This is a genomic window from Enterobacter cloacae complex sp. GF14B, from assembly GCF_004136805.1.
GTDB lineage: Bacteria > Pseudomonadota > Gammaproteobacteria > Enterobacterales > Enterobacteriaceae > Enterobacter > Enterobacter hormaechei_C.
In genome coordinates this window covers 72,777-91,573 of record NZ_QFRV01000008.1, presented here as the reverse complement: position 1 = coordinate 91,573, position 18,797 = coordinate 72,777, and the positions used below count along the sequence as shown (strand labels likewise).

At 56.0% G+C, this 18,797-nt stretch carries 18 protein-coding genes; 9 read left to right on the top strand and 9 right to left on the bottom strand.

Translation table 11 applies throughout. The annotated features are described in order from the left end of the window. Positions 1-18: 18 nt before the first annotated feature. Both DD606_RS04885 and DD606_RS04880 read right to left on the bottom strand, forming a co-directional pair. Entirely contained in the window at positions 19-1,053 is a 1,035-nt protein-coding gene (locus DD606_RS04885) for an NADP-dependent oxidoreductase (RefSeq protein ID WP_109948785.1), read from the bottom strand. Positions 1,054-1,119: 66 nt separating this feature from the next. Continuing rightward, positions 1,120-1,695: a helix-turn-helix domain-containing protein gene (locus tag DD606_RS04880; protein WP_003856978.1), complete on the bottom strand. Its 576-nt coding sequence runs from the start codon at positions 1,693-1,695 to the stop codon at positions 1,120-1,122. A gap of 148 nt (positions 1,696-1,843) precedes the next feature. Here DD606_RS04880 and DD606_RS04875 point away from each other — a divergent pair, with 148 nt between their 5' ends. Continuing rightward, entirely contained in the window at positions 1,844-2,362 is a 519-nt protein-coding gene (locus DD606_RS04875; RefSeq protein ID WP_129258328.1) for a GNAT family N-acetyltransferase, read from the top strand. Then, complete coding sequence (locus tag DD606_RS04870) at positions 2,359-2,808, top strand: DMT family transporter (protein ID WP_003856973.1); 450 nt, start codon at positions 2,359-2,361, stop codon at positions 2,806-2,808. Before DD606_RS04875 ends, DD606_RS04870 begins: the two co-directional genes overlap by 4 nt. Before the next feature lie 3 nt (positions 2,809-2,811). Here the strand turns inward: DD606_RS04870 and DD606_RS04865 are convergent, their stop codons facing one another. Together DD606_RS04865 and DD606_RS04860 are read right to left on the bottom strand one after the other, a co-directional pair. Then, a complete protein-coding gene (locus DD606_RS04865; RefSeq protein WP_003856971.1) occupies positions 2,812-3,045 on the bottom strand; it encodes a YdcY family protein in 234 nt (77 codons plus the stop codon). A 101-nt stretch (positions 3,046-3,146) separates the two neighbouring features. Beyond that, complete coding sequence (locus tag DD606_RS04860; RefSeq protein WP_003856968.1) at positions 3,147-4,745, bottom strand: ABC transporter substrate-binding protein; 1,599 nt, start codon at positions 4,743-4,745, stop codon at positions 3,147-3,149. 282 nt (positions 4,746-5,027) lie between these two features. Here DD606_RS04860 and DD606_RS04855 point away from each other — a divergent pair, with 282 nt between their 5' ends. From DD606_RS04855 to DD606_RS04845, 3 genes are read left to right on the top strand one after another with little or no spacing between them, the layout of a single operon-like run. Continuing rightward, complete coding sequence (locus tag DD606_RS04855) at positions 5,028-6,365, top strand: SrfA family protein (protein ID WP_023324697.1); 1,338 nt, start codon at positions 5,028-5,030, stop codon at positions 6,363-6,365. A gap of 4 nt (positions 6,366-6,369) precedes the next feature. Then, positions 6,370-9,351 carry a virulence factor SrfB gene (locus DD606_RS04850; RefSeq protein ID WP_129258326.1) on the top strand — a complete coding sequence of 994 codons (2,982 nt, stop codon included), beginning with the start codon at positions 6,370-6,372 and terminating at the stop codon, positions 9,349-9,351. Beyond that, positions 9,348-11,522 carry a virulence factor SrfC family protein gene (locus tag DD606_RS04845; protein ID WP_063401978.1) on the top strand — a complete coding sequence of 725 codons (2,175 nt, stop codon included), beginning with the start codon at positions 9,348-9,350 and terminating at the stop codon, positions 11,520-11,522. The genes DD606_RS04850 and DD606_RS04845 overlap by 4 nt, the downstream gene beginning before the upstream one ends. Before the next feature lie 33 nt (positions 11,523-11,555). Here the strand turns inward: DD606_RS04845 and DD606_RS04840 are convergent, their stop codons facing one another. Next, the gene (locus tag DD606_RS04840; RefSeq protein WP_032658563.1) at positions 11,556-12,314 is read right to left on the bottom strand and encodes an alpha/beta fold hydrolase; all 759 of its coding nucleotides are present in this window, start codon (positions 12,312-12,314) and stop codon (positions 11,556-11,558) included. A gap of 86 nt (positions 12,315-12,400) precedes the next feature. After that, positions 12,401-12,574: a GhoT/OrtT family toxin gene (locus DD606_RS04835; protein ID WP_003856960.1), complete on the bottom strand. Its 174-nt coding sequence runs from the start codon at positions 12,572-12,574 to the stop codon at positions 12,401-12,403. A gap of 243 nt (positions 12,575-12,817) precedes the next feature. Between DD606_RS04835 and DD606_RS04830 the strand changes: the two genes are divergently transcribed. From DD606_RS04830 to DD606_RS04820, 3 genes are read left to right on the top strand one after another with little or no spacing between them, the layout of a single operon-like run. Then, complete coding sequence (locus DD606_RS04830; RefSeq protein WP_023303799.1) at positions 12,818-13,144, top strand: DUF1971 domain-containing protein; 327 nt, start codon at positions 12,818-12,820, stop codon at positions 13,142-13,144. A gap of 27 nt (positions 13,145-13,171) precedes the next feature. Beyond that, positions 13,172-13,525 (top strand): DUF1971 domain-containing protein, encoded by a 354-nt coding sequence (locus tag DD606_RS04825; RefSeq protein WP_003856958.1) that lies wholly within the window; start codon positions 13,172-13,174, stop codon positions 13,523-13,525. 3 nt (positions 13,526-13,528) lie between these two features. Next, positions 13,529-13,711 carry a DUF1869 domain-containing protein gene (locus DD606_RS04820; RefSeq protein ID WP_003856955.1) on the top strand — a complete coding sequence of 61 codons (183 nt, stop codon included), beginning with the start codon at positions 13,529-13,531 and terminating at the stop codon, positions 13,709-13,711. A 35-nt stretch (positions 13,712-13,746) separates the two neighbouring features. Here the strand turns inward: DD606_RS04820 and patD are convergent, their stop codons facing one another. The 3 genes from patD to DD606_RS04805 form a co-directional block, all read right to left on the bottom strand. Then, positions 13,747-15,171, bottom strand: a complete 1,425-nt coding sequence (gene patD / locus DD606_RS04815) for an aminobutyraldehyde dehydrogenase (RefSeq protein ID WP_023314212.1) — start codon at positions 15,169-15,171, stop codon at positions 13,747-13,749. A 139-nt stretch (positions 15,172-15,310) separates the two neighbouring features. Next, positions 15,311-16,735 carry a PLP-dependent aminotransferase family protein gene (locus tag DD606_RS04810; RefSeq protein WP_017693361.1) on the bottom strand — a complete coding sequence of 475 codons (1,425 nt, stop codon included), beginning with the start codon at positions 16,733-16,735 and terminating at the stop codon, positions 15,311-15,313. Positions 16,736-16,817: 82 nt separating this feature from the next. After that, complete coding sequence (locus DD606_RS04805) at positions 16,818-17,006, bottom strand: hypothetical protein (RefSeq protein WP_003856945.1); 189 nt, start codon at positions 17,004-17,006, stop codon at positions 16,818-16,820. 393 nt (positions 17,007-17,399) lie between these two features. On the opposite strand from DD606_RS04805, the gene DD606_RS04800 reads away from it, so the two are divergent. Beyond that, complete coding sequence (locus DD606_RS04800; protein WP_045333086.1) at positions 17,400-18,794, top strand: cytochrome ubiquinol oxidase subunit I; 1,395 nt, start codon at positions 17,400-17,402, stop codon at positions 18,792-18,794. The last annotated feature ends 3 nt before the right edge of the window (positions 18,795-18,797 follow it).

Genomic DNA, 18,797 nt, shown 5'->3' with positions numbered 1-18,797 from the left:
CCATAACCGATGCTCTGTTTAGTCCGCCGCCACGCGGATCACGACCTTGCCGAAGTTTTTCCCTTCCAGCAGCCCAATCAGCGCCTCCGGCGCCGCGTTCAGCCCTTCGGTGACCTGCTCGCGATAGTGAATTTTGCCTTCCTGCACCCAGCGTCCCATTTCCTGCTGGAACTCGCCGATACGATGACCATAGTCCTGAGCGATGATAAAGCCCTGCATGCGGATGCGTTTTTTCAGGATGGTCCCCATCAGCAGCGGCAAGCGATCCGGCCCCTCCGGCAGGTTGGTCGCGTTGTAGCCGCTGACCAGTCCGCAAACCGGCACGCGCGCGGAGGTATTCAGGAGCGGCAGCACGGCGTCAAAGACTTTACCGCCGACGTTTTCATAATACACGTCAATGCCCTGCGGGCAGGCTTTCGCCAGCTGTTCGGCAAAATCATCCGCATGGTGATCCAGACAGGCGTCGAAACCGAGCACGTCGACCGCATGACGGCATTTCTCCTCCCCGCCAGCCACGCCGATGACCCGGCACCCTTTGATTTTTCCGATCTGCCCCACCGTTGCGCCAACCGGCCCCGTGGCCGCCGCCACGACGAGGGTTTCTCCTGCCTGAGGCTGGCCGATATCGAGCAGCCCCATATACGCGGTGAAGCCCGGCATCCCGAGCACGCCGAGTGCCCATGAAGGATGCGACGGGTTTTCACCCAGCTTCACCAGCCCCTGCCCGTCGGACAGTTCATACTCCTGCCAGCCGCTGTAACCCAGCACCCATTCACCCTCTTTATAATCCGGATGGCGGGAGGTCTCGACGCGGCTTACCGTGCCGCCCACCATCACCGCACCAATCTCGACAGGAGGTGAATAGGATGGCGCATCGCTCATACGGCCCCGCATGTACGGATCAAGCGAGAGCCATACGGTGCGTAATAACACCTGTCCCTCTGCGGGCGTGGGGATCGGCTGCTCTTCCAGGCGGAAATTTTCGGCAACCGGCGCGCCGTGTGGACGGGAAGCCAGTACCCAGCGTCGGTTTTGCGTAGTTGATTGATTCATTCTTCGCTCCTTACTGCTGAAAATGTCATTCAAGTCTGGCACGTTATCCTGCGGATCGCCTTTGCATTATGAGCCGGACTGATTAAGCCGCACGACCAGATAGAGGCACGATTCATCCGTTTCGTTGATAAACCGGCAGTCGTTCGGCGGCCCGAGTTCCAGACAATCTCCGGCCTTCATTTCATGGCGGGTATCCCCCTCCAGAAAGACCAGTTCACCTGCCTGCAACCAAATCAGCTGTCGCGCCAGCGCGTAAGAGGAAGCGGGCATCGGCACATCGCTGCCTGCGGGTAGCTCCACCTGGACGAGGTCGATAGGCATATCGGTGCGCGGCGACACATGGCGACGCAAATAGTGGGTTTGCGGATCGCGCCAGACGGGCTGGTTCGCCAGACGTAACAGTTTGCCCTCCTGCATTTCCGCGCGCGCAATGAGCGTAGACATGCTAATACCGAAGGCACCGGATAACCGCGCAAGCAGCGTCGCCGTTGGGCTACTGTCACCCCGTTCAATCTTATGGATCATGGCGCGTGAGATACCTGCCCGTTCGGCCAGTTCGCTTAATGACCAGCCACGCGACTCGCGTTCAAGGCGTATGCGGGCGCTAATGCGTTGATTCATATTGTCTGTCATTGTATTCATGACGTCATACTATAGTGTACGGATGGTTTTTCGGGGCAGTTTTGTGACAAAAAAACAGGGATTTTGTCGTAGCGATGGAATACATGAACTGTGTAATATTGTGAGAAAATCATACTACTATAGTGAACAACACAGCCAGAGGTTAACCATGATTGTTCGTCATGCCTGCAAAGAAGATTGTGCCGCTATCGGTGAAATTTATAACCATGCGGTGCTGCACACCGCCGCAATCTGGAACGATACAACTGTCGATACCGATAACCGTATTGCATGGTTTGAGGCGCGCACGCTGTTGGGTTATCCGGTGCTGGTCAGTGAAGAAGAAGGTGTAGTGACGGGATACGCCTCATTTGGCGACTGGCGAGCATTCGACGGTTTTCGCCATACGGTGGAGCACTCGGTTTACGTTCATCCCGATCATCATGGCAAAGGCATTGGTCGACTGCTAATGACGGAATTAATTAAGGAAGCCCGCCAGATTGGTAAACATGTGATGGTTGCCGGTATTGAGGCGCAGAACCAGGCGTCGATTCATCTGCATGAAACCCTGGGCTTTATTACCACCGGAAATATGCCGCAGGTAGGAACCAAATTCGGTCGCTGGCTGGATTTAACCTTTATGCAACTCCAGCTCGATGAGCGCAGCGATCCGGATGCTCTGCCATGAATCAATCGTTGACGTTAGCATTTCTGGTGGCCGCCGGGATTGGGCTGGTGGTACAAAACACCCTTATGGTGCGCATTACGCAATCCTCTTCCACCATTCTTATCGCCATGCTACTGAACTCGCTGGTGGGGATTGTGTTGTTTGTCAGCATGTTGCTGGTGAAAAATGGCATGGCGGGGTTTAACGAACTGGCGTCAACGGTGCGCTGGTGGACGCTGATCCCCGGCCTGCTGGGGTCATTTTTTGTCTTTGCCAGTATTAGCGGATATCAGAATGTGGGCGCGGCAACGACCATTGCCGTACTGGTGGCAAGCCAGCTGATTGGCGGTCTGGTGATGGACATCCTCAAGAGCAACGGCGTTCCCCTGCGCGCGCTGGTTGGCCCGGTCTGCGGCGCAGTGATGCTGGTGGTTGGCGCCTGGCTGGTGGCACGGCGCCAGTTTTAACCCTTACAGGATAGTCCCACCCTGCGTGAGGTGGGCATGGCGTGCCTCCGCCTCTTCTTTATGTTGCTTGCCATGATGCGCAATCGCGGTACGCAGGCGCTGCTGCTGGGTATAACGATCTTCACGGCTGAGCTCTGCATCGTCGCTTAATTCGATCAGCAGTTCGTTCATGTGGGTAATCACGCTCTCTTCGATGGTGGCATCGACGCGGGCGATAACTTTGTTTAAATGTGACATTGTCACTCCTTATCACGTGCCGGGTGACGCTACGCTTCCCCGGCCTACGGGTGCTAACTGTAGGCCGGGTAAGGCATAGCCGCCACCCGGCAAGAATACGATCAGTTCAGCTTCGCTTTCGAGAAGTCACTGCCCATCAGACTCACGCTGTACCCGGTCACGTTGCTGCGGGTCGCATAGAACGTTTTGCCGTTAGCTAACGCAATCCACGGTGCCTGCTGATAGAAAATCTCCTGTGCCTGTCCATACAGCTTCGCACGTTCGTCCGGGTTGCTGGTCAGTTTGGCCTTTTGCACCAGCTCATCATACCCCTTATCACACCAGCGCGCGGCGTTAGATCCGGTTTTGATGCTGTTACAACCCAGCAGCACATCGGCGAAGTTGTCCGGATCGCCGTTATCAGACATCCAGCCGAACAGCGCGGAATCATGCTCGCCTTTGCGCATGCCGGAAAGGTACTCACCCCACTCGTAAGAGACGATTTTCGCCTTCACACCCACTTTCGCCCAGTCAGCCTGGATCATCTCCGCAATGCGTCGCGAGTTCGGGTTGTACGGACGCTGAACCGGCATGGACCAGAGGGTCACTTCCGCGCCCTTTTCCAGACCCGCCTGCTTCAGCAGCGCTTTCGCTTTTTCCGGATCGTAGCCGTAATCCTTCAGGTCTTTATTAAAGCCGAGCATGTTCGGCGGGATCGGCGATTTAGCGACCGTACCAGACCCCATAAAGACCGCGTTCACAATGGCCTTTTTGTCCGTCGCGTAATTCAGAGCCTGGCGCACCAGCACGTTATCAAACGGTTTTTTCTCCGTGTTGAACGCCAGGTACCCCACGTTCAGCGCATCCACCGAGTGCAGGGTCAGGTCTTTGTTTTTCTTGATCGCTTCAAACTGCACCGGCGACGGCGCAGGAATGATCTGACACTCGTTCGTTTGCAGCTTCGCCAGACGCGTCTCAACGTTTGGCGTGATGGAGAAGATCAGGTGTTTGGTCGGCACCTCACCGTCCCAGTAGTTCGGATTGGCGACGTAGCGGATCAGCGAATCCACCTTGTACTGCTGAAGCACATACGGGCCGGTGCCGATTGGCCAGGTGTCCACATTTTCAGGTGTCCCCTTTTTCAACATCGCGTCCGCGTACTCGGCAGAGAGGATCGAGGCGAAGTCCATTCCCCAGTCGGCCAGGAACGCCGCGTTGGGTTCGCTCAGCGTGAACTGGACGTGATAATCGTCGATCTTTTTCACATCCTGAATGAGCTTGTCGAGGCCCACGTCATTAAAGTATTCGTAATTACCCTGGGAAACATTGTGATAGGGATGCTTAGGGTCTTTCTGACGCATAACGGAGAAAATAACGTCATCAGCGTTAAAATCACGGGTAGGTTTGAAGTATTTATTGCTGTTGAATTTTACCCCTTTACGCAGGGTAAATGTGTATGTTTTGCCGTCTGGCGAAATGGTCCACGACTCGGCCAGAGAAGGCACCGGCGTGTTTTTTACCGGGTCGAAGTTAATCAGACGGTTATACAGCGTTTGCGAGCTGGCGACAAACGAAGGTCCAGAGCTGGCGATCTGCGGGTTAAACGACTCCGGCGACGCCTCGGAGCAGTAGATAATGGTGTCTTTATTTGCCGCCCATGCGGCGCTTGCCGGTAGCAGCGCGCTCAGCGCGAGGGCGAGCACGGTTTTCCCTGTAGACATGGTTATTACCCTTTCGGTTTTATTATAGTGAACAGTAATAACAGCACAGACGTATTGGCCTGACAAATAACGAATCACTATCAGGTTATTCTAAAGCCGTACATTTCGCTGGTTTTAGCATCACCCCGCAGAAACCGATTTGCCTTAAGGTTCATTATTCGTCAAGCACAACCATCACGATCAATGCCGCAAGAAATCGTCCCTTTTATCGTCTCCTCCGCCGTTTGCTTGCTTAGCTGTTTCGTTAAAGTAATGGCGTGAAGAAGTCTACAGGACCAAATCGTGGCAAAAACACTTTTACGCAGCGGTAATCTGGATGATTTTCAGGCCGTTGGTGGCGGCGGACAGGCCGTTTTTGAATCAGCGCTGCAAATCCGCGAAGCGCTTCGGTTGCGCAAACAACAGGCTATCGTCGATTGTCTGGCCATCCCCCAGGTCTACGACGGCGGCGATCGCGTTGACTGGTACTCCCCGGTTGAGGGAACCGTCTCCAGCTGGAAGGCGGCGGATGAAGATGATCGTTATCGCGCCCTACGCTATCTGGAAAACACGCTCGCCAGCGTGGAGTCGCTGAGTAAAAAATGCCTTCAGTCACCGAAAACGGCGCAGCAACTGTTTGGCTCTCTGCTCTCAAAAGCCTTTCAGTTTCCCGGTGAAAACTTTGTTTTCCTGGTGGATGGCAAACCGGTGATCTGCTTCTGGGGTTTCGTCAATCTTAACGAGAACGCGCGCGACGACGTGCTGGACTGCCTGCGCGAATCGTTGGTCCCTGAACCTGAGCCAGTGGTGATTAACGAGCCTGAACCTGAACAGGAGCAAGAACCGGCCCCGGTAGTGACCTTTGAGCAGGCCGACGCGCCGCTTATCACGCCTGTGGCTTCCGTCCGTATCACCGAAGATGAACTGTATACGCCAGAGCCGGTGCGCATGAACGCCGCGCCGCCAGAGCCCGCACCGGCGGCCATGCAGAAAAAACGTCGCTCCCCCCTGTGGTTGCTGCCGGTTGCCGCCGTCATTATTGCGGCCATTGCCACCCCGCTGCTTTGGCCAAAACAGGCCCCGACCGCAGCGCCTGTTGCCACACCAGCGCCAGTGCCTGTCGCCATTGCTCCGGCCCCCGTAAAGACGGTCGAGCCGCTTGAGCTGAAACTCCCGCTGCACCAGGCCGAAGTGGTAGAGCCGAAGGTGAAAACGCCTGCACCGGCAGCCGAACCAGTGGTCATTACCGCGATACCGAAAGATGCGATGGTGATGGAGGCAAACCAGGTCAAAGCGGGGTTAACGCGCTTCCTGAATGGCACCTGGCGCGCGTTTCTCGATGTGCAGGATCCGCTCACCGGCAAACCGCCGTCGCTGCGCTACCAGATCCAGAACAATAAAGGTTTCGCCCGGGTTGTGCATGGCGACAACATTGTCTGCCGGGTAGACGTCTTTTCCGGATTACACAGCAACGGCGAGCTGTTGATCAAAACGCGCGGAAACGCTCGTTGCACCGACGGTTCACGCTATCCGATGCCGGAAGTGACCTGTAAGGCAGGTGCCAGCGACGTGGCGGAATGCACCGCACGTTACGATGCCAACACCATCGTTCCTCTGACGTTCAAGAAAGCAGGTGTCTGATCCTATGCTGGTTAATCTTTGCGACTATAAACAGAGCGTGACGCTGATTGCTAACAGCGGCGTGCAGTTTCTCGATTTTGGCCTGACTCCGCAGGACACCGCCAGCAACGGGCGTTTCGTGCGTAAAACGGCAAATGGCCCGCTGTTGCGCCTGGATTTTGATCTGGTTAACGGCCGGTACACGCTGCCTGCCACCGATGGCGGGCAGCCGGAAGTGGTCAAGCCTGAAAGCACCATTCCACTGCGTAACTCCCTGAACGTGCTGGACGGCGTCTGGCTGCCGCTCCCTTTCCTGCGCTTTAACCCGCCGCGGACGTTTGTTGATGGCCCGGATAACTGGGCACGCGTCCAGGTACGAAAGCTTTCCACGCCCGACGCGGCTGGCAATACGCACCGGGTCACCGTCGCGCTCGACAGCCAGATTGCAGAGCATGCGACGTCTGCGCTGTCGCCGGTTGAAAACGATATCCTTAACGGCACGCGTTTCGCGCTCGCCTGGCGCGACAGTGAGGTTGAGAGTTTCCTTGACCAGACCTGGATTGACGGCTGGCTGCGCGAAGCCTTTACGCAATTTGCCGACGGGGTTGAAAAACGCTCCGAGCGGGAGCTGCATCAGGCCATGCGCAGCTTTGAATATCAGGCACACTGGCTCAACCTGCTCTCCATGCTCGGGGAACAACTCACCGTGCCGGAAGTGAAGTTTGTCACCCATACCCTGAGCACCCCTGCTATTCCTGTCGATCTGATCCTTGACGTAGGCAACACCCACACCTGCGGCGTGATTATTGAAGATCATGGTGATGCCAACGACGGCCTGCGCCAGGCGGCTGAACTTCAGGTACGATCTCTGAGTGAGCCACAGTTCCTGAATGAGCCGCTGTTTACCAGCCGTCTTGAATTTTCCGAAGCGCGTTTTGGCAAGCAGCACTTCTCGGTGGAAAGCGGCCGGGAGGATGCATTCGTCTGGCCGTCCATTGTCCGCGTGGGTGATGAAGCGCGTAAGCTGGCAATGCAGCGTCTGGGCACGGAAGGCAACAGTGGAATTTCCAGCCCGCGTCGCTATCTGTGGGACGAGACGCCGGTAGTGCAGGACTGGCGCTTTAGCCAGATGAACAGCAAAACCCAGCGCGAACCGCTGGCAACTGCGTTTCCGCTGATGAACCTGATGAACGACGACGGGGAACCACTCTTTACGCTGCCGCAGGATGAGCGTCTGCCGGTGTTCTCTCCGCAGTACAGCCGCAGCACCCTGATGACGCACATGCTCTGCGAGCTGCTGGCTCAGGCGCTTGGCCAGATTAACAGCGTGGCCACCCGCTTGCGGCTCGGCTTCCCGGCCTCTCCCCGCCAGCTGCGGACGCTGATCCTCACCCTGCCTTCGGCAATGCCGAAACAGGAGCGCGAGATTTTCCGTCGCCGCATGTTCGAAGCCATCGCCATCGTCTGGAAAGCGATGGGCTGGCACCCGCAGGATGAAGATTTTGCCAGCCGCAAGCAGCAGGAAAAAAGCGTGGTGCCGGTCCCTGAGATCCAGATGGAGTGGGACGAGGCCAGCTGCGGCCAGCTGGTGTGGCTGTATAACGAAGCCATTTCCCATTTCGGTGGCCAGACCGAGGCCTTTTTCGCCTCCCTCGCCCGTCCGGATCGCGCGCCTGAGCCTGGCGTCCTGCCGGGGCGTGCGCTGCGCGTGGCCTCGATTGATATCGGCGGCGGCACGACGGATATGGCCATCACGCACTATCAGTTAGATGATGGTTCCGGAAATAACGTCAAAATCACCCCGCAGCTGCTGTTCCGCGAAGGGTTCAAGGTCGCTGGCGATGATACGCTGCTGGACGTGATCCAGCGCTACGTTCTGCCCGCGCTGCAAACCCAGCTTCAGAAATCCGGCATAGCCGATGCCTCCCAACTGATGGCATCCCTGTTCGGTGATTCCGGGCGGATCGATACCCAGGCGGTCCTGCGCCAGCAGACGGCGCTTCAGCTTTTTATGCCGATAGGTCACGCGATCCTGGCGGCGTGGGAATCGAGCGATGTTGACGATCCGCTGGCCGGGCTGCATGCCACCTTTGGCGACCTGCTTACGCAAAAACCGACGCGCAACGTGATGAATTATCTCCAGCAGGCGATTGACCATGCGTTGCCTGCCGGCTCAGAACACTTTGATCTGTTCAGCGTACCGCTGCACGTCAGCTTTCGGGAGATGCGGGACGCCATGCTGGCGGGTCAGTTCACGCTTGCCGCCCCGCTTCATGCGGTATGTGAGGCGATCTCTCACTACAGCTGCGATATCCTGCTGATCACGGGACGGCCGGGCTGTCTGCCGGGCGTTCAGGCCCTGATTCGCCACCTGCAACCGGTGCCCGTCAACCGCATCGTCTGGCTGGATAAATACCAGGTTCATGAATGGTATCCGTTCAGCCAGCAGGGACGGATCGGCAACCCGAAATCCACCGCTGCGGTGGGAGCGATGCTCTGTAGCCTGGCGCTGGATCTTCGTCTGCCGCGCTTTAACTTTAAAGCAGCGGATATCGGCGCGTACTCTACGGTGCGCTATCTGGGCGTGCTGGATAACACGATCAATACCCTGCGGGACGAGAACGTCTGGTATCACGATATCGACCTCGATAAACCCGGCGCGAAACTGGACGCCCGTCTGCACTTCCCGCTGCGCGGCAACGTTACGCTCGGCTTCCGGCAGCTGGCCAATGCCCGCTGGCCCGCGACGCCGCTCTATACCCTGAGCATCAACTCTGCCGAGCTGGCGAAAGCCATTGCGGGCGACGGCGTACTGAACGTGCGCCTGAAGCTGCGTGGCGGCACTAAGCAGGGAGGTCCGGAATCTTTCGAGCTGAGTGATGCCTGGCTACAGGACGGCACGCCAGTGCCGCCGGATGCCCTGACCTTTAAACTGAATACTCTGGCCGATCGCCGACACAGCGGCAGCCACTACTGGATCGACAGCGGGAGCGTATACCTCAAATGACTGCGACGACTGCCACCACTCAGGCCTTAATCGGGTGGATCAACGAGACGCGACAGCACGCCCCGATGCTGGATAACGAAGCCGACGCCCTGCTTGCCCGCCTTAACGCAGTAAGCGCGCGTGAAGAGGCGCTCGATCGCGCCCTTGTCAGCCAGGGCAGTATCGGCCTATATGGCCACTCGCAGGCCGCGAAAGCGCACCTGCTGGCTGCCCTGTGCGGCAGCGGGGACGAACGGCTGAACGTTACGCCGGGTCAACGCACGTTTGATTACTTCTCGCATATTAACCCCGGGCATGCACCGACCAACATGGCCGTGCGTTTCAGCAGAGCGTCCCGCGAGGTCGCAGACGACGCGTTTCCCCTGCGCCTGCGCCTGGTAACGGAGGCCGAGCTGGTGCAGCTGTTTATCGCGCGCACCACGCTGGATCCACAGATCCGCGCGGTGGATAAATCGGTGATTGAAGCACGGCTTGAGAAGTGGCGGGCGCTGCGTCAACCGCAGAGCGTGCCGGGAATGACGGCGCGGGAAGTCGCGACCATAGCCCGGTTCTGGCAAAGCGTAGTACCCGGCGCTAAGCAGCATATTGATGATGCCCTGTGGCACCAGTTTGCTCTGCTGGTTCCGTCGCTTGATCTCAGCACCCGCGCCAGCGTCTGGTCTCTGCTGTGGGGTGAGCAGCAGGAGTTAACCCAGCAGTGGCTTAAATTCGCCCAGGTGCTGCATCAAACCAGCCATGCCAGCGCACTTGCGGCGCCGTTGAGTCTGCTGGTGGACAGCTTTGGTCTACCCTGCGAAGGCTTTCTTACTCACAGGGCGTTTACCGTGCCGGAAGCACAGGAAACACTGCTTCATCCGGTAAAAAACGGCGAGCTGCTTAACGCCATTAGCCTGCCCGTTGATGTACTGGCATCTCTGACCCGCGAAGTGGTGCTGCCCGTTGAGAACTGCGTGCTGGATAACGTTGACGTCATTGATATTCCGGCCATTTCTGAGGAAAACACGCCGCTGATGATGCAGGCAAAATGCCTGTGGTTGCTGGAGCATTATCGTCAGCACATTCAGCCAGATGTCCTGGTTATCTGCAATGCAACGGCGCACCACCAGCAGACCGCGAAAACGGCAAGGCTCTTGCAAAACTGGGTCAAAGAGACGCAGCCGGTTGAAGAATCCGCGTTGCCGGGGCTGGTCTGGGCCATTACCCCTCATGATGCGCGGTTTACCACAAAGCAGAATCTGGACGAAGCGGTGCAGCAATTGCTGGGCCAGCCGGGTCTGCGCTGGGGCACGCTTCAGGCGCTCGATAGCCACAGCATGCAGCGAGTGATTGAGTGGCTGTCGCAGGCTACCCTGCCGGCACAGCGCCAGAAGCGTCTCCGCGCGCTGAAAAGGCTGTTACAAGAGTCGCTGTCAACGCTGATGCGCCCATATGTCGCGCCTCTCACTCAGGAGCCAGGCGCAGGGCGGGCAATGGCCGAAAAAATGGTCCGAACGCTGCAAGGCAGTGCCGCTCGTCATGGTGAACTGCTTGAGGGGCTTCTGCCGCCGTTAAACGCGTTTGAGACGCTGCTGACCGTCCACCAGCCTCGTGAGGAACAGGTCAACGGCCTGTTTAACGATGTTATCGATCTGTTTGCGGAAGAGACGCAGGAAAATCCAGGCGCGTTGCAGACCAAAGACAAAGCGCGGCTGGCCCATAACGTGTGGGTTAACCATCTTCGTCAGTGGAGTCGCAACGACGCGGCGGCTGCCCGTCTGGGCCTGGACGCAGAGGTACTACAGCAGATTGCGGATGTGCTGATCGTTACCAGCTACCGGCTGGATCTGCCGCTGCAACTGCAACGCATTGCAGAAAAAGATAAAAGCAGCGCCGCGCAGCTGCATGCCGCGACAGGCAATTTCATTAGCTGGCTTGGCTATGAACTGACACCCGTCTCTGAACGGCCTGCAAGCCGGATCCGCAAAGGTGAGCCAATTTTTGTGACGCCCGTTGTGAGCAGCGCCTCACCCCGTCTTACCCGACTTGGCGAGCAGCCTGTCCATGCGGCGACAGCCTATGTCTATGACTGGTTGGTTGCGCTCTACACCCGCGCGATTGAGAACGTGGATTATCAGTGTCCGTATGACGTTCAGCCTGCGGCACGGAAAGCCTTGTCTGCCTTGCTGTCTTAATCATTCCAGCCCGCAACAATGCGGGCTGCCCATTCATGAGCCGTTTATGAAGCCAGACAAAGCCTGAGCCAACGCTGACGGGTTTTCCCAGGACATTGAATGGCCCGCATCAGGGATAATTTTTACAGCAACGCCGTTTTGTTGCAGACGATTAAAATCGTCATCAGGCAGGGATCGCTCACCAAAAACTAACATTACCGGGCAGCGCAATGACAAGAACAGGTGTTCCCAGTCAGGTTTAACGCCCTCGACCAGGCTTGTTGCGCCGCGCCAGACGGCCCAGGGGGCATTACTTTGAAGGCTTCCAGCCCACGGCGACGTTTCCGCCCGCAGCATGTCATCATAGCCCTGAGCCAGAAAATGTTGTTCCGTTTGGGCCGCAATTGCCCGGCTGAACATCCCGCCACCCGCATGAAAATTGGGTTCAGACACTATCAGGCCCTTAACGCGCGACGTTAACAGCGTTGCCGTTTCGATCGCGATACTCCCCCCCATGCTATGACCATAGAGCCATAGACTATCCAGGCCGAGATGGTTTAACAGTTCAACCACCACCTGCGCCTGTTCGCTCGTGCGATAACGGTAGATGTCAGGTTTGTCACTGTAACCGCTACCGGGAAGATCGATCAGAATGGCTCTGCGCCCCCCGAAACGGGTATCACAGACAATACGAGGATATTCATACGACGATGCACAGCCCAACCCGTGGATAAACACAACCGGGTCACCGAAACCGGGAAGATCCTGCCAGCGCACAGTGCAGCCTGCTTGCTGCGAATAGAAACTGTTCATAAGCACTCCATGTATGACAGACTGTATATTTATACAGCCTCAATGTATGGAATGCTATGTCTGGATGCTGATTCTGGAAGCGTGCTTCAGAAAAGAGAGATCAACAGGGCAACAGGAAAGCTCATCGGCCAGGTAGATCCCACCAGGAATGCGCTCAACAGGCGAATACGTTTACGATCTTTAGACAGGAACCAGGTGATTAATGCGCAGATGGAGGCCATGATTGCGTAGAACACCAACATCTTTTGATACAACGTCATTCTGTTTACCTGAGCCGAAAAATAACCGCACGCAATATGCGTCATATGTTGACACAGATCAAGTTTTTTCGTTACATCATAACCACTTAAATACTATGGATAATAACAACTGAGTACCTTGTGTAACAACGCCGGGTAAAGCAAAACGGTTATTATTGATAACATGCAAATTAAATGCACTTTTTGATAAATCCATCCCCTCAGAAAGCAGTTTAATAACAGCAGGCTTTTAAGGGAGGAAACATGCTACGCATTCCGCAGAGTTGCATTCACACCCGTTCCACGCCTTTCTGGAACAAAGAAACGGCCCCCGCCGGCATTTTTAAACGTCACCTTGATACGGGCACGCGTCCGGGCGTTTACCCTCGCCTGTCGGTGATGCGTGGCGCAGTGCGTTATCTGGGCTATGCTGATGAATTTACCTCTGAGCCTGACAGCGAGCTCGTCATTGAAGCGGGTCGTTTCGGCGTTTTCCCGCCAGAGAGATGGCACCACATTGAGGTGATGACCGACGACACCCTGTTCAATATTGAATTCTTTGTTGAACCTGAGGTGCTTAAGTCCCTTTAAGCACCCGCCAACATGAAGGAAACTATGATGTTACGTATTCCTGAAAACTTTGTTCATACCCGCTCGACGCCGTTCTGGAATAAAGAGACCGCCCCAAAAGCGCTTTTTACCCATCACAACACCAAAGCCGGCGTGTACGGTCGGTTGTCCGTCATGCAGGGTGCGGTGCGTTACTTTGGCTTTGCCGATGGCGACGCCACCGAGCCCGATCTGGAAGTGGTCATTGAGGCCGGTTCTTTTGGCATCTCCCCACCGCAAAAATGGCACCGCATTGAGCTTCTGACCGACGACACCTATTTTAATATCGACTTTTTCGCGGATCCTGCCGTCACGCTCAGCGGTGCGGGCATCGGTAAAGTGGTCAACACGCATAAGGAGTAAATAATGGGTAAGGCTACCTATACTGTGACCGTCACCAACAACAGCAACGGCGTGTCAGTGGATTATGAAACAGAAGCGCCAATGGAGCTGTTGATCCCGGACGTCGCGGCAGATGTCGTGAAGGATCTGGTGAACACCGTTCGCGCCTACGATACGGAAAATGAACACGAGGTATGTGGCTGGTAAGCTGAATCGCCCGGCACTGCGCCGGGCATGAGGGTTTAGTGTTTAAACATGACATGTCGGACTACCGTGTAATCCTCAAGTCCGTAGACCGACATATCTTTTCCGTAACCGGATAACTTCATCCCGCCGTGCGGCATTTCGCTCACCAGCATAAAATGGGTATTGACCCAGGTGCAGCCATACTGCAACCGTGCGCTGAGGCGATGGGCGCGTCCGACGTCTTTTGTCCAGACGGACGAGGCCAGGCCGTATTGCGAATCGTTAGCCCAGTTCAGCACCTGCGCTTCATCCTCAAATTCTGTCACGCTGACCACCGGGCCAAACACTTCTCGCTGGACGATCGCATCTTCCTGCTTCGCCCCGGCCAGCAGCGTTGGCTGGAAGTAATATCCTGCCCCCTCTTTTTTACTGCCACCGGTGACGACGCGGATATGTCCAAGGGTTTTGGCCTCGTCCACGGCAGCACAAACGCGGGAAAGATGCGCTGCGGAGCTGAGCGGGCCCAGCTCGGTTGAAGCATCGTCCGGCGCGCCCATTTTCAGGCTGGCAACGGCTGCGCCCAGCTTTTCGACCAGCGCGGGGTAAATCCCCTTCTGGGCATAGATACGACAGGCTGCGGTACAATCCTGACCAGCATTGTAGAAACCAAACGTACGCACGCCTTCAACCACGGCATCCAAATCTGCATCGTCAAAGACAATGACCGGCGCTTTTCCGCCCAATTCCATATGGGTACGTTTAACTGAAGATGCGGTATGCCCGATAATATGTTCTCCGGTAGCAATAGAGCCGGTGAGAGAAACCATACGGACTTTTTCGTGGCCGGTCAGCGGATCTCCTACGGTTTTTCCGCGACCAAACAGCACGTTCAGCACGCCTGGAGGGAAGATATCTTTCGCCAGTTCCGCCAGCTTCAGCGCCGTCAACGGGGTGATTTCAGACGGCTTGATGACGACACAGTTTCCCGCCGCCAGCGCGGGCGCCAGCTTCCACGCCGCCATCATCAGAGGATAGTTCCAGGGCGCAATAGAGGCGACAACGCCAACCGGGTCGCGGCGGATCATCGAAGTATGTCCTTCGAGGTATTCTCCGGCAGCCAGCCCGTTCAGGCAGCGGGCGGCCCCGGCAAAGAAGCGAAACACATCGACCACGGCCGGGATCTCGTCCCCCTGGACACAGTGCAGCGGTTTCCCGCAGTTAAGGGATTCCAGATTTGCGAACGCGTCAGCGTTGGCTTCTATCACATCAGCCAGTTTCAACAGACATTCGGCGCGCGTTTTCGGCGTCGTTTGTCCCCACTCTGTAAACGCGCGATCGGCAGCCTGGACGGCAGCGTCCACCTGTGCTTCCGACGCTTCAGCAATCTCCAGCAGCACATCACCCGTGGCAGGATTATAAACCGCCTGCTTCTCACCTTCGCCGGCCACCAGTTCACCATTAATCAGCAATTGATTTTGCATAGCATCGTCCTGTTGAAATCGACATTGTTTTCGCTGTCAGCACACGTTCTGGCGGACATGTACGTGACAACGTCACGTCACCAATCCGCACTCCTTTACTAAAGGTAGACCGCGCGTCATATCGCTTCAGGAATTTTCATCAAGGTGTGACTGGGTGCAGCATCATTTCGCGGATTAGCCCCGCCAGCTGGACGACCGCCTGCTCCTCCCGCTCGCCCCATCCCCATGAGGTATTGAAACGGAAAAACGGTGTCCAGATATTGGAGGTGGAAAACATCTTGCCGGGCGCAATGCTGATTTGATGGGTTAACGCCTTCTCACTCAACCGCCCCGCATCCAGCTGTTCAGGCAGTTCCAGCCATAAAAAGTAGCCGCTGTCGTTATGATGGATTTTGACGCCGGCAGGCATATGGCGCAAAAGCGATTGCCAGGCCTGCTGTTTGCGTTCAGCAAGCGTGCGTCGCAGGCGGCGAAGGTGGGCGTCGTAACGTTTGGTCGCCAGGTAATCCACCAGCGCCAGCTGCATGGGAGAACTGGTGGATAACGTACTCATCAGCTGCAACTGCTGAATACGGCGCGCATGTTTTCCCGCCGCCACCCAGCCAATACGAAAACCAGCCACCAGACACTTGGAGAATGAGGAGCAGTGCAACGTCATATCCTGCTTATCCCAGGCCTTTGCCGGAAGCGGCTTTTCGCGGCCAAAGTAGAGTTCGCTGTAAACATCGTCTTCAATCAGCGTGACGTTATGCCGGGTTAATAACGCCACCAGCTGAGCTTTCTTCTCTGCACTCAGCGTGAAGCCGAGCGGGTTCTGACTGTTGGTCATCAGCCAGCAGGCTTTCACCGGATAATCATTTAATGCCTGCTCAAGGGCACTGAGATCGATGCCCTCACGCACGTCAGTGGCAACCGACAGCGCTTTCAGTTTCAGACGTTCAAGCGCCTGGAGTGCGCCATAAAAACAGGGATTTTCAACGATAACCCAGTCCCCTGGTTCAGTCACAGCCTGCAAACTGAGGTTGAGCGCCTCAAGCGCACCCGCGGTGATCACAATTTCATCTGGGGAGATATTCATTCCCTGCTGAGCGTAGCGACGGGCAATGGCATGACGTAAGTCGACGTTACCCGGCGGCAGGTTTTCAATCACGCTCATGGCGGTAGCCGTTTTGCTGACGTTAGCCAGCGATCGGTTGAGTTGCTGAAGCGGGAAAAGGCGCGGATCGGGAAACGCCGAGGCAAAAGGGACAACGGAGGGGTCGCGGCTGGCCTGTAGCACGTCGAAGATATAGGTGTTGATGTCGACCACTTCATCGCGCATCACCTGCGCGGGCGGTGCAGGCTGGTGTGTGGTCGGGCGGGCGGCAACGTAATAGCCTGACTGCGGTCTGGCAACAATGCGCCCCTGACTTTCCAGCATCTGATACGCGTGGCCCACGGTCATAAAACTCATGCCGCTGCTTGCCACCTGCTCTCGCAGAGAAGGCAGCTTATCGCCCGGCAACCATACGCCAAGCTCAATCTGCGAGATAATTTGTTGCGCCAGACGCTGGTATTTTTTCATCAGATTCTCCTTATTGCTGACAGTGTATATCAGCAGGAGAAAAAGAGAAGATTTTGCTAACTGTTATGGGAAACGCGGCAGATTACTTGCGGTACTCAGTAATGTGATTCTGAGCCGAACGCGCTGCGGCCAGGTGGTCGAGCGTGATCATTGGCGATTTGCAGAAAATGCATTTCGCGCCGAACGGATTTTTGTCAGACACATCAAAAGCTGAGGTGCGGTACTGCGAGCCATGACAGCATGGGCAGCGGAAATGGATATAAGAAGTCATAGGATTCTCCTGTAAACGTAAAAACGTAAATTACTCATGAGCCGATCAGGCAAAAAATGGTTCGATACAAAACTAATCGGAATGTAGATAAAGACCCAAGAGAGGCTGCGGAGAGGCACAACGTGATGAGAACTGCTTTATAAAACTACGTCAGATATTTATTTGGATTCAAAACCAGAAATCCATTAACGCATGTTGCTGGCGACAAAGCAAGCTGTTTAATGCGTAATAATCATAAAAAGAAATTTTTTATTCTTACTTGTTAGCTATATCAGCCAGATAAAGTTCACCTTTTCACACAACTGTTATAGGTAAATTATCAATTTCTGCTTCTGATATCTCATTCCCCCCCTCTTTATCATAACAGTACACCGTTTAACATTGAGGCAATGCATGTTTGGTCCAGATGCGTTTCATCTTGCGCGAATACAGTTCGCCTTTACCGTATCCTTTCATATTATTTTTCCGGCGATAACCATTGGCCTGGCGAGCTATCTCGCCGTGCTGGAAGGGCTGTGGCTGAGAACAAAAAATCCCGTCTGGCGATCGCTGTACCATTTCTGGTCAAAGATCTTCGCCGTCAACTTTGGGATGGGCGTGGTCTCCGGCCTGGTGATGGCTTATCAGTTTGGCACCAACTGGAGCGGGTTTTCGCAGTTCGCGGGCAGTATTACCGGCCCCCTGCTGACCTATGAAGTGCTTACCGCGTTCTTCCTTGAGGCGGGGTTCCTCGGGGTGATGTTGTTTGGCTGGAATAAGGTCGGGCCGGGGCTGCACTTCTTTTCGACCTGCATGGTCGCACTGGGGACCCTCATGTCTACGTTCTGGATCCTCTCGTCAAACAGCTGGATGCAGACACCGCAAGGGTATGAAATCATCAACGGTCAGGTCGTTCCGGTGGACTGGTTTGCCGTGGTGTTTAACCCCTCCTTCCCTTACCGCCTGCTGCACATGTCGATAGCGGCATTTCTCAGCAGCGCACTGTTTGTTGGTGCCTCCGCGGCCTGGCATTTGCTGCGCGGAAACAATACCCCCGCTATTCGCACTATGTTCTCCATGGCGTTGTGGATGACGTTAATCGTGGCCCCAGTCCAGGCGCTGGTGGGGGATATGCACGGGCTTAATACCTTAAAACACCAGCCAGCGAAAATAGCCGCCATCGAAGGTCACTGGGAGAATCCGCCGGGTGAGCCTACTCCACTGCTGCTGTTTGGCTGGCCGGATATGGAGCAGGAACGGACCCGTTTTGGCCTGGAAATTCCCGCTCTCGGCAGCCTGATCCTGACCCACAGTCTCGATAAACAGGTTCCGGCATTGAAGGAGTTCCCAAAAGAAGATCGCCCGAACGCCACCATTGTCTTCTGGTCTTTCCGCATCATGGCCGGCCTGGGGATGTTGATGCTGCTCCTGGGCGTGACGGCAATCTGGCTGCGTTACAAACAGCGCCTTTATACATCACGTTCCTTCCTGTGGTTTGCCCTGCTGATGGGACCGTCCGGGCTGATCGCGATCCTCGCCGGATGGGTAACAACGGAGGTCGGCCGCCAGCCGTGGGTCGTCTATGGACTACAGCGTACGAAGGATGCGGTTTCCGCGCATGGCGATCTGCACATGAGCGTCAGTTTGCTGGCCTTCTTCGTAGTTTATACCGCGGTATTCGGCGTGGGTTACAGCTATATGGTGCGTCTGATTAAAAAAGGGCCGCAGCCCCATGAATCCTTCGCGACTGAATCCGATGGCCGCCCTGCTCGTCCGCTTTCTGCCGTCACCACTGAATTTAAGGAGTAACCG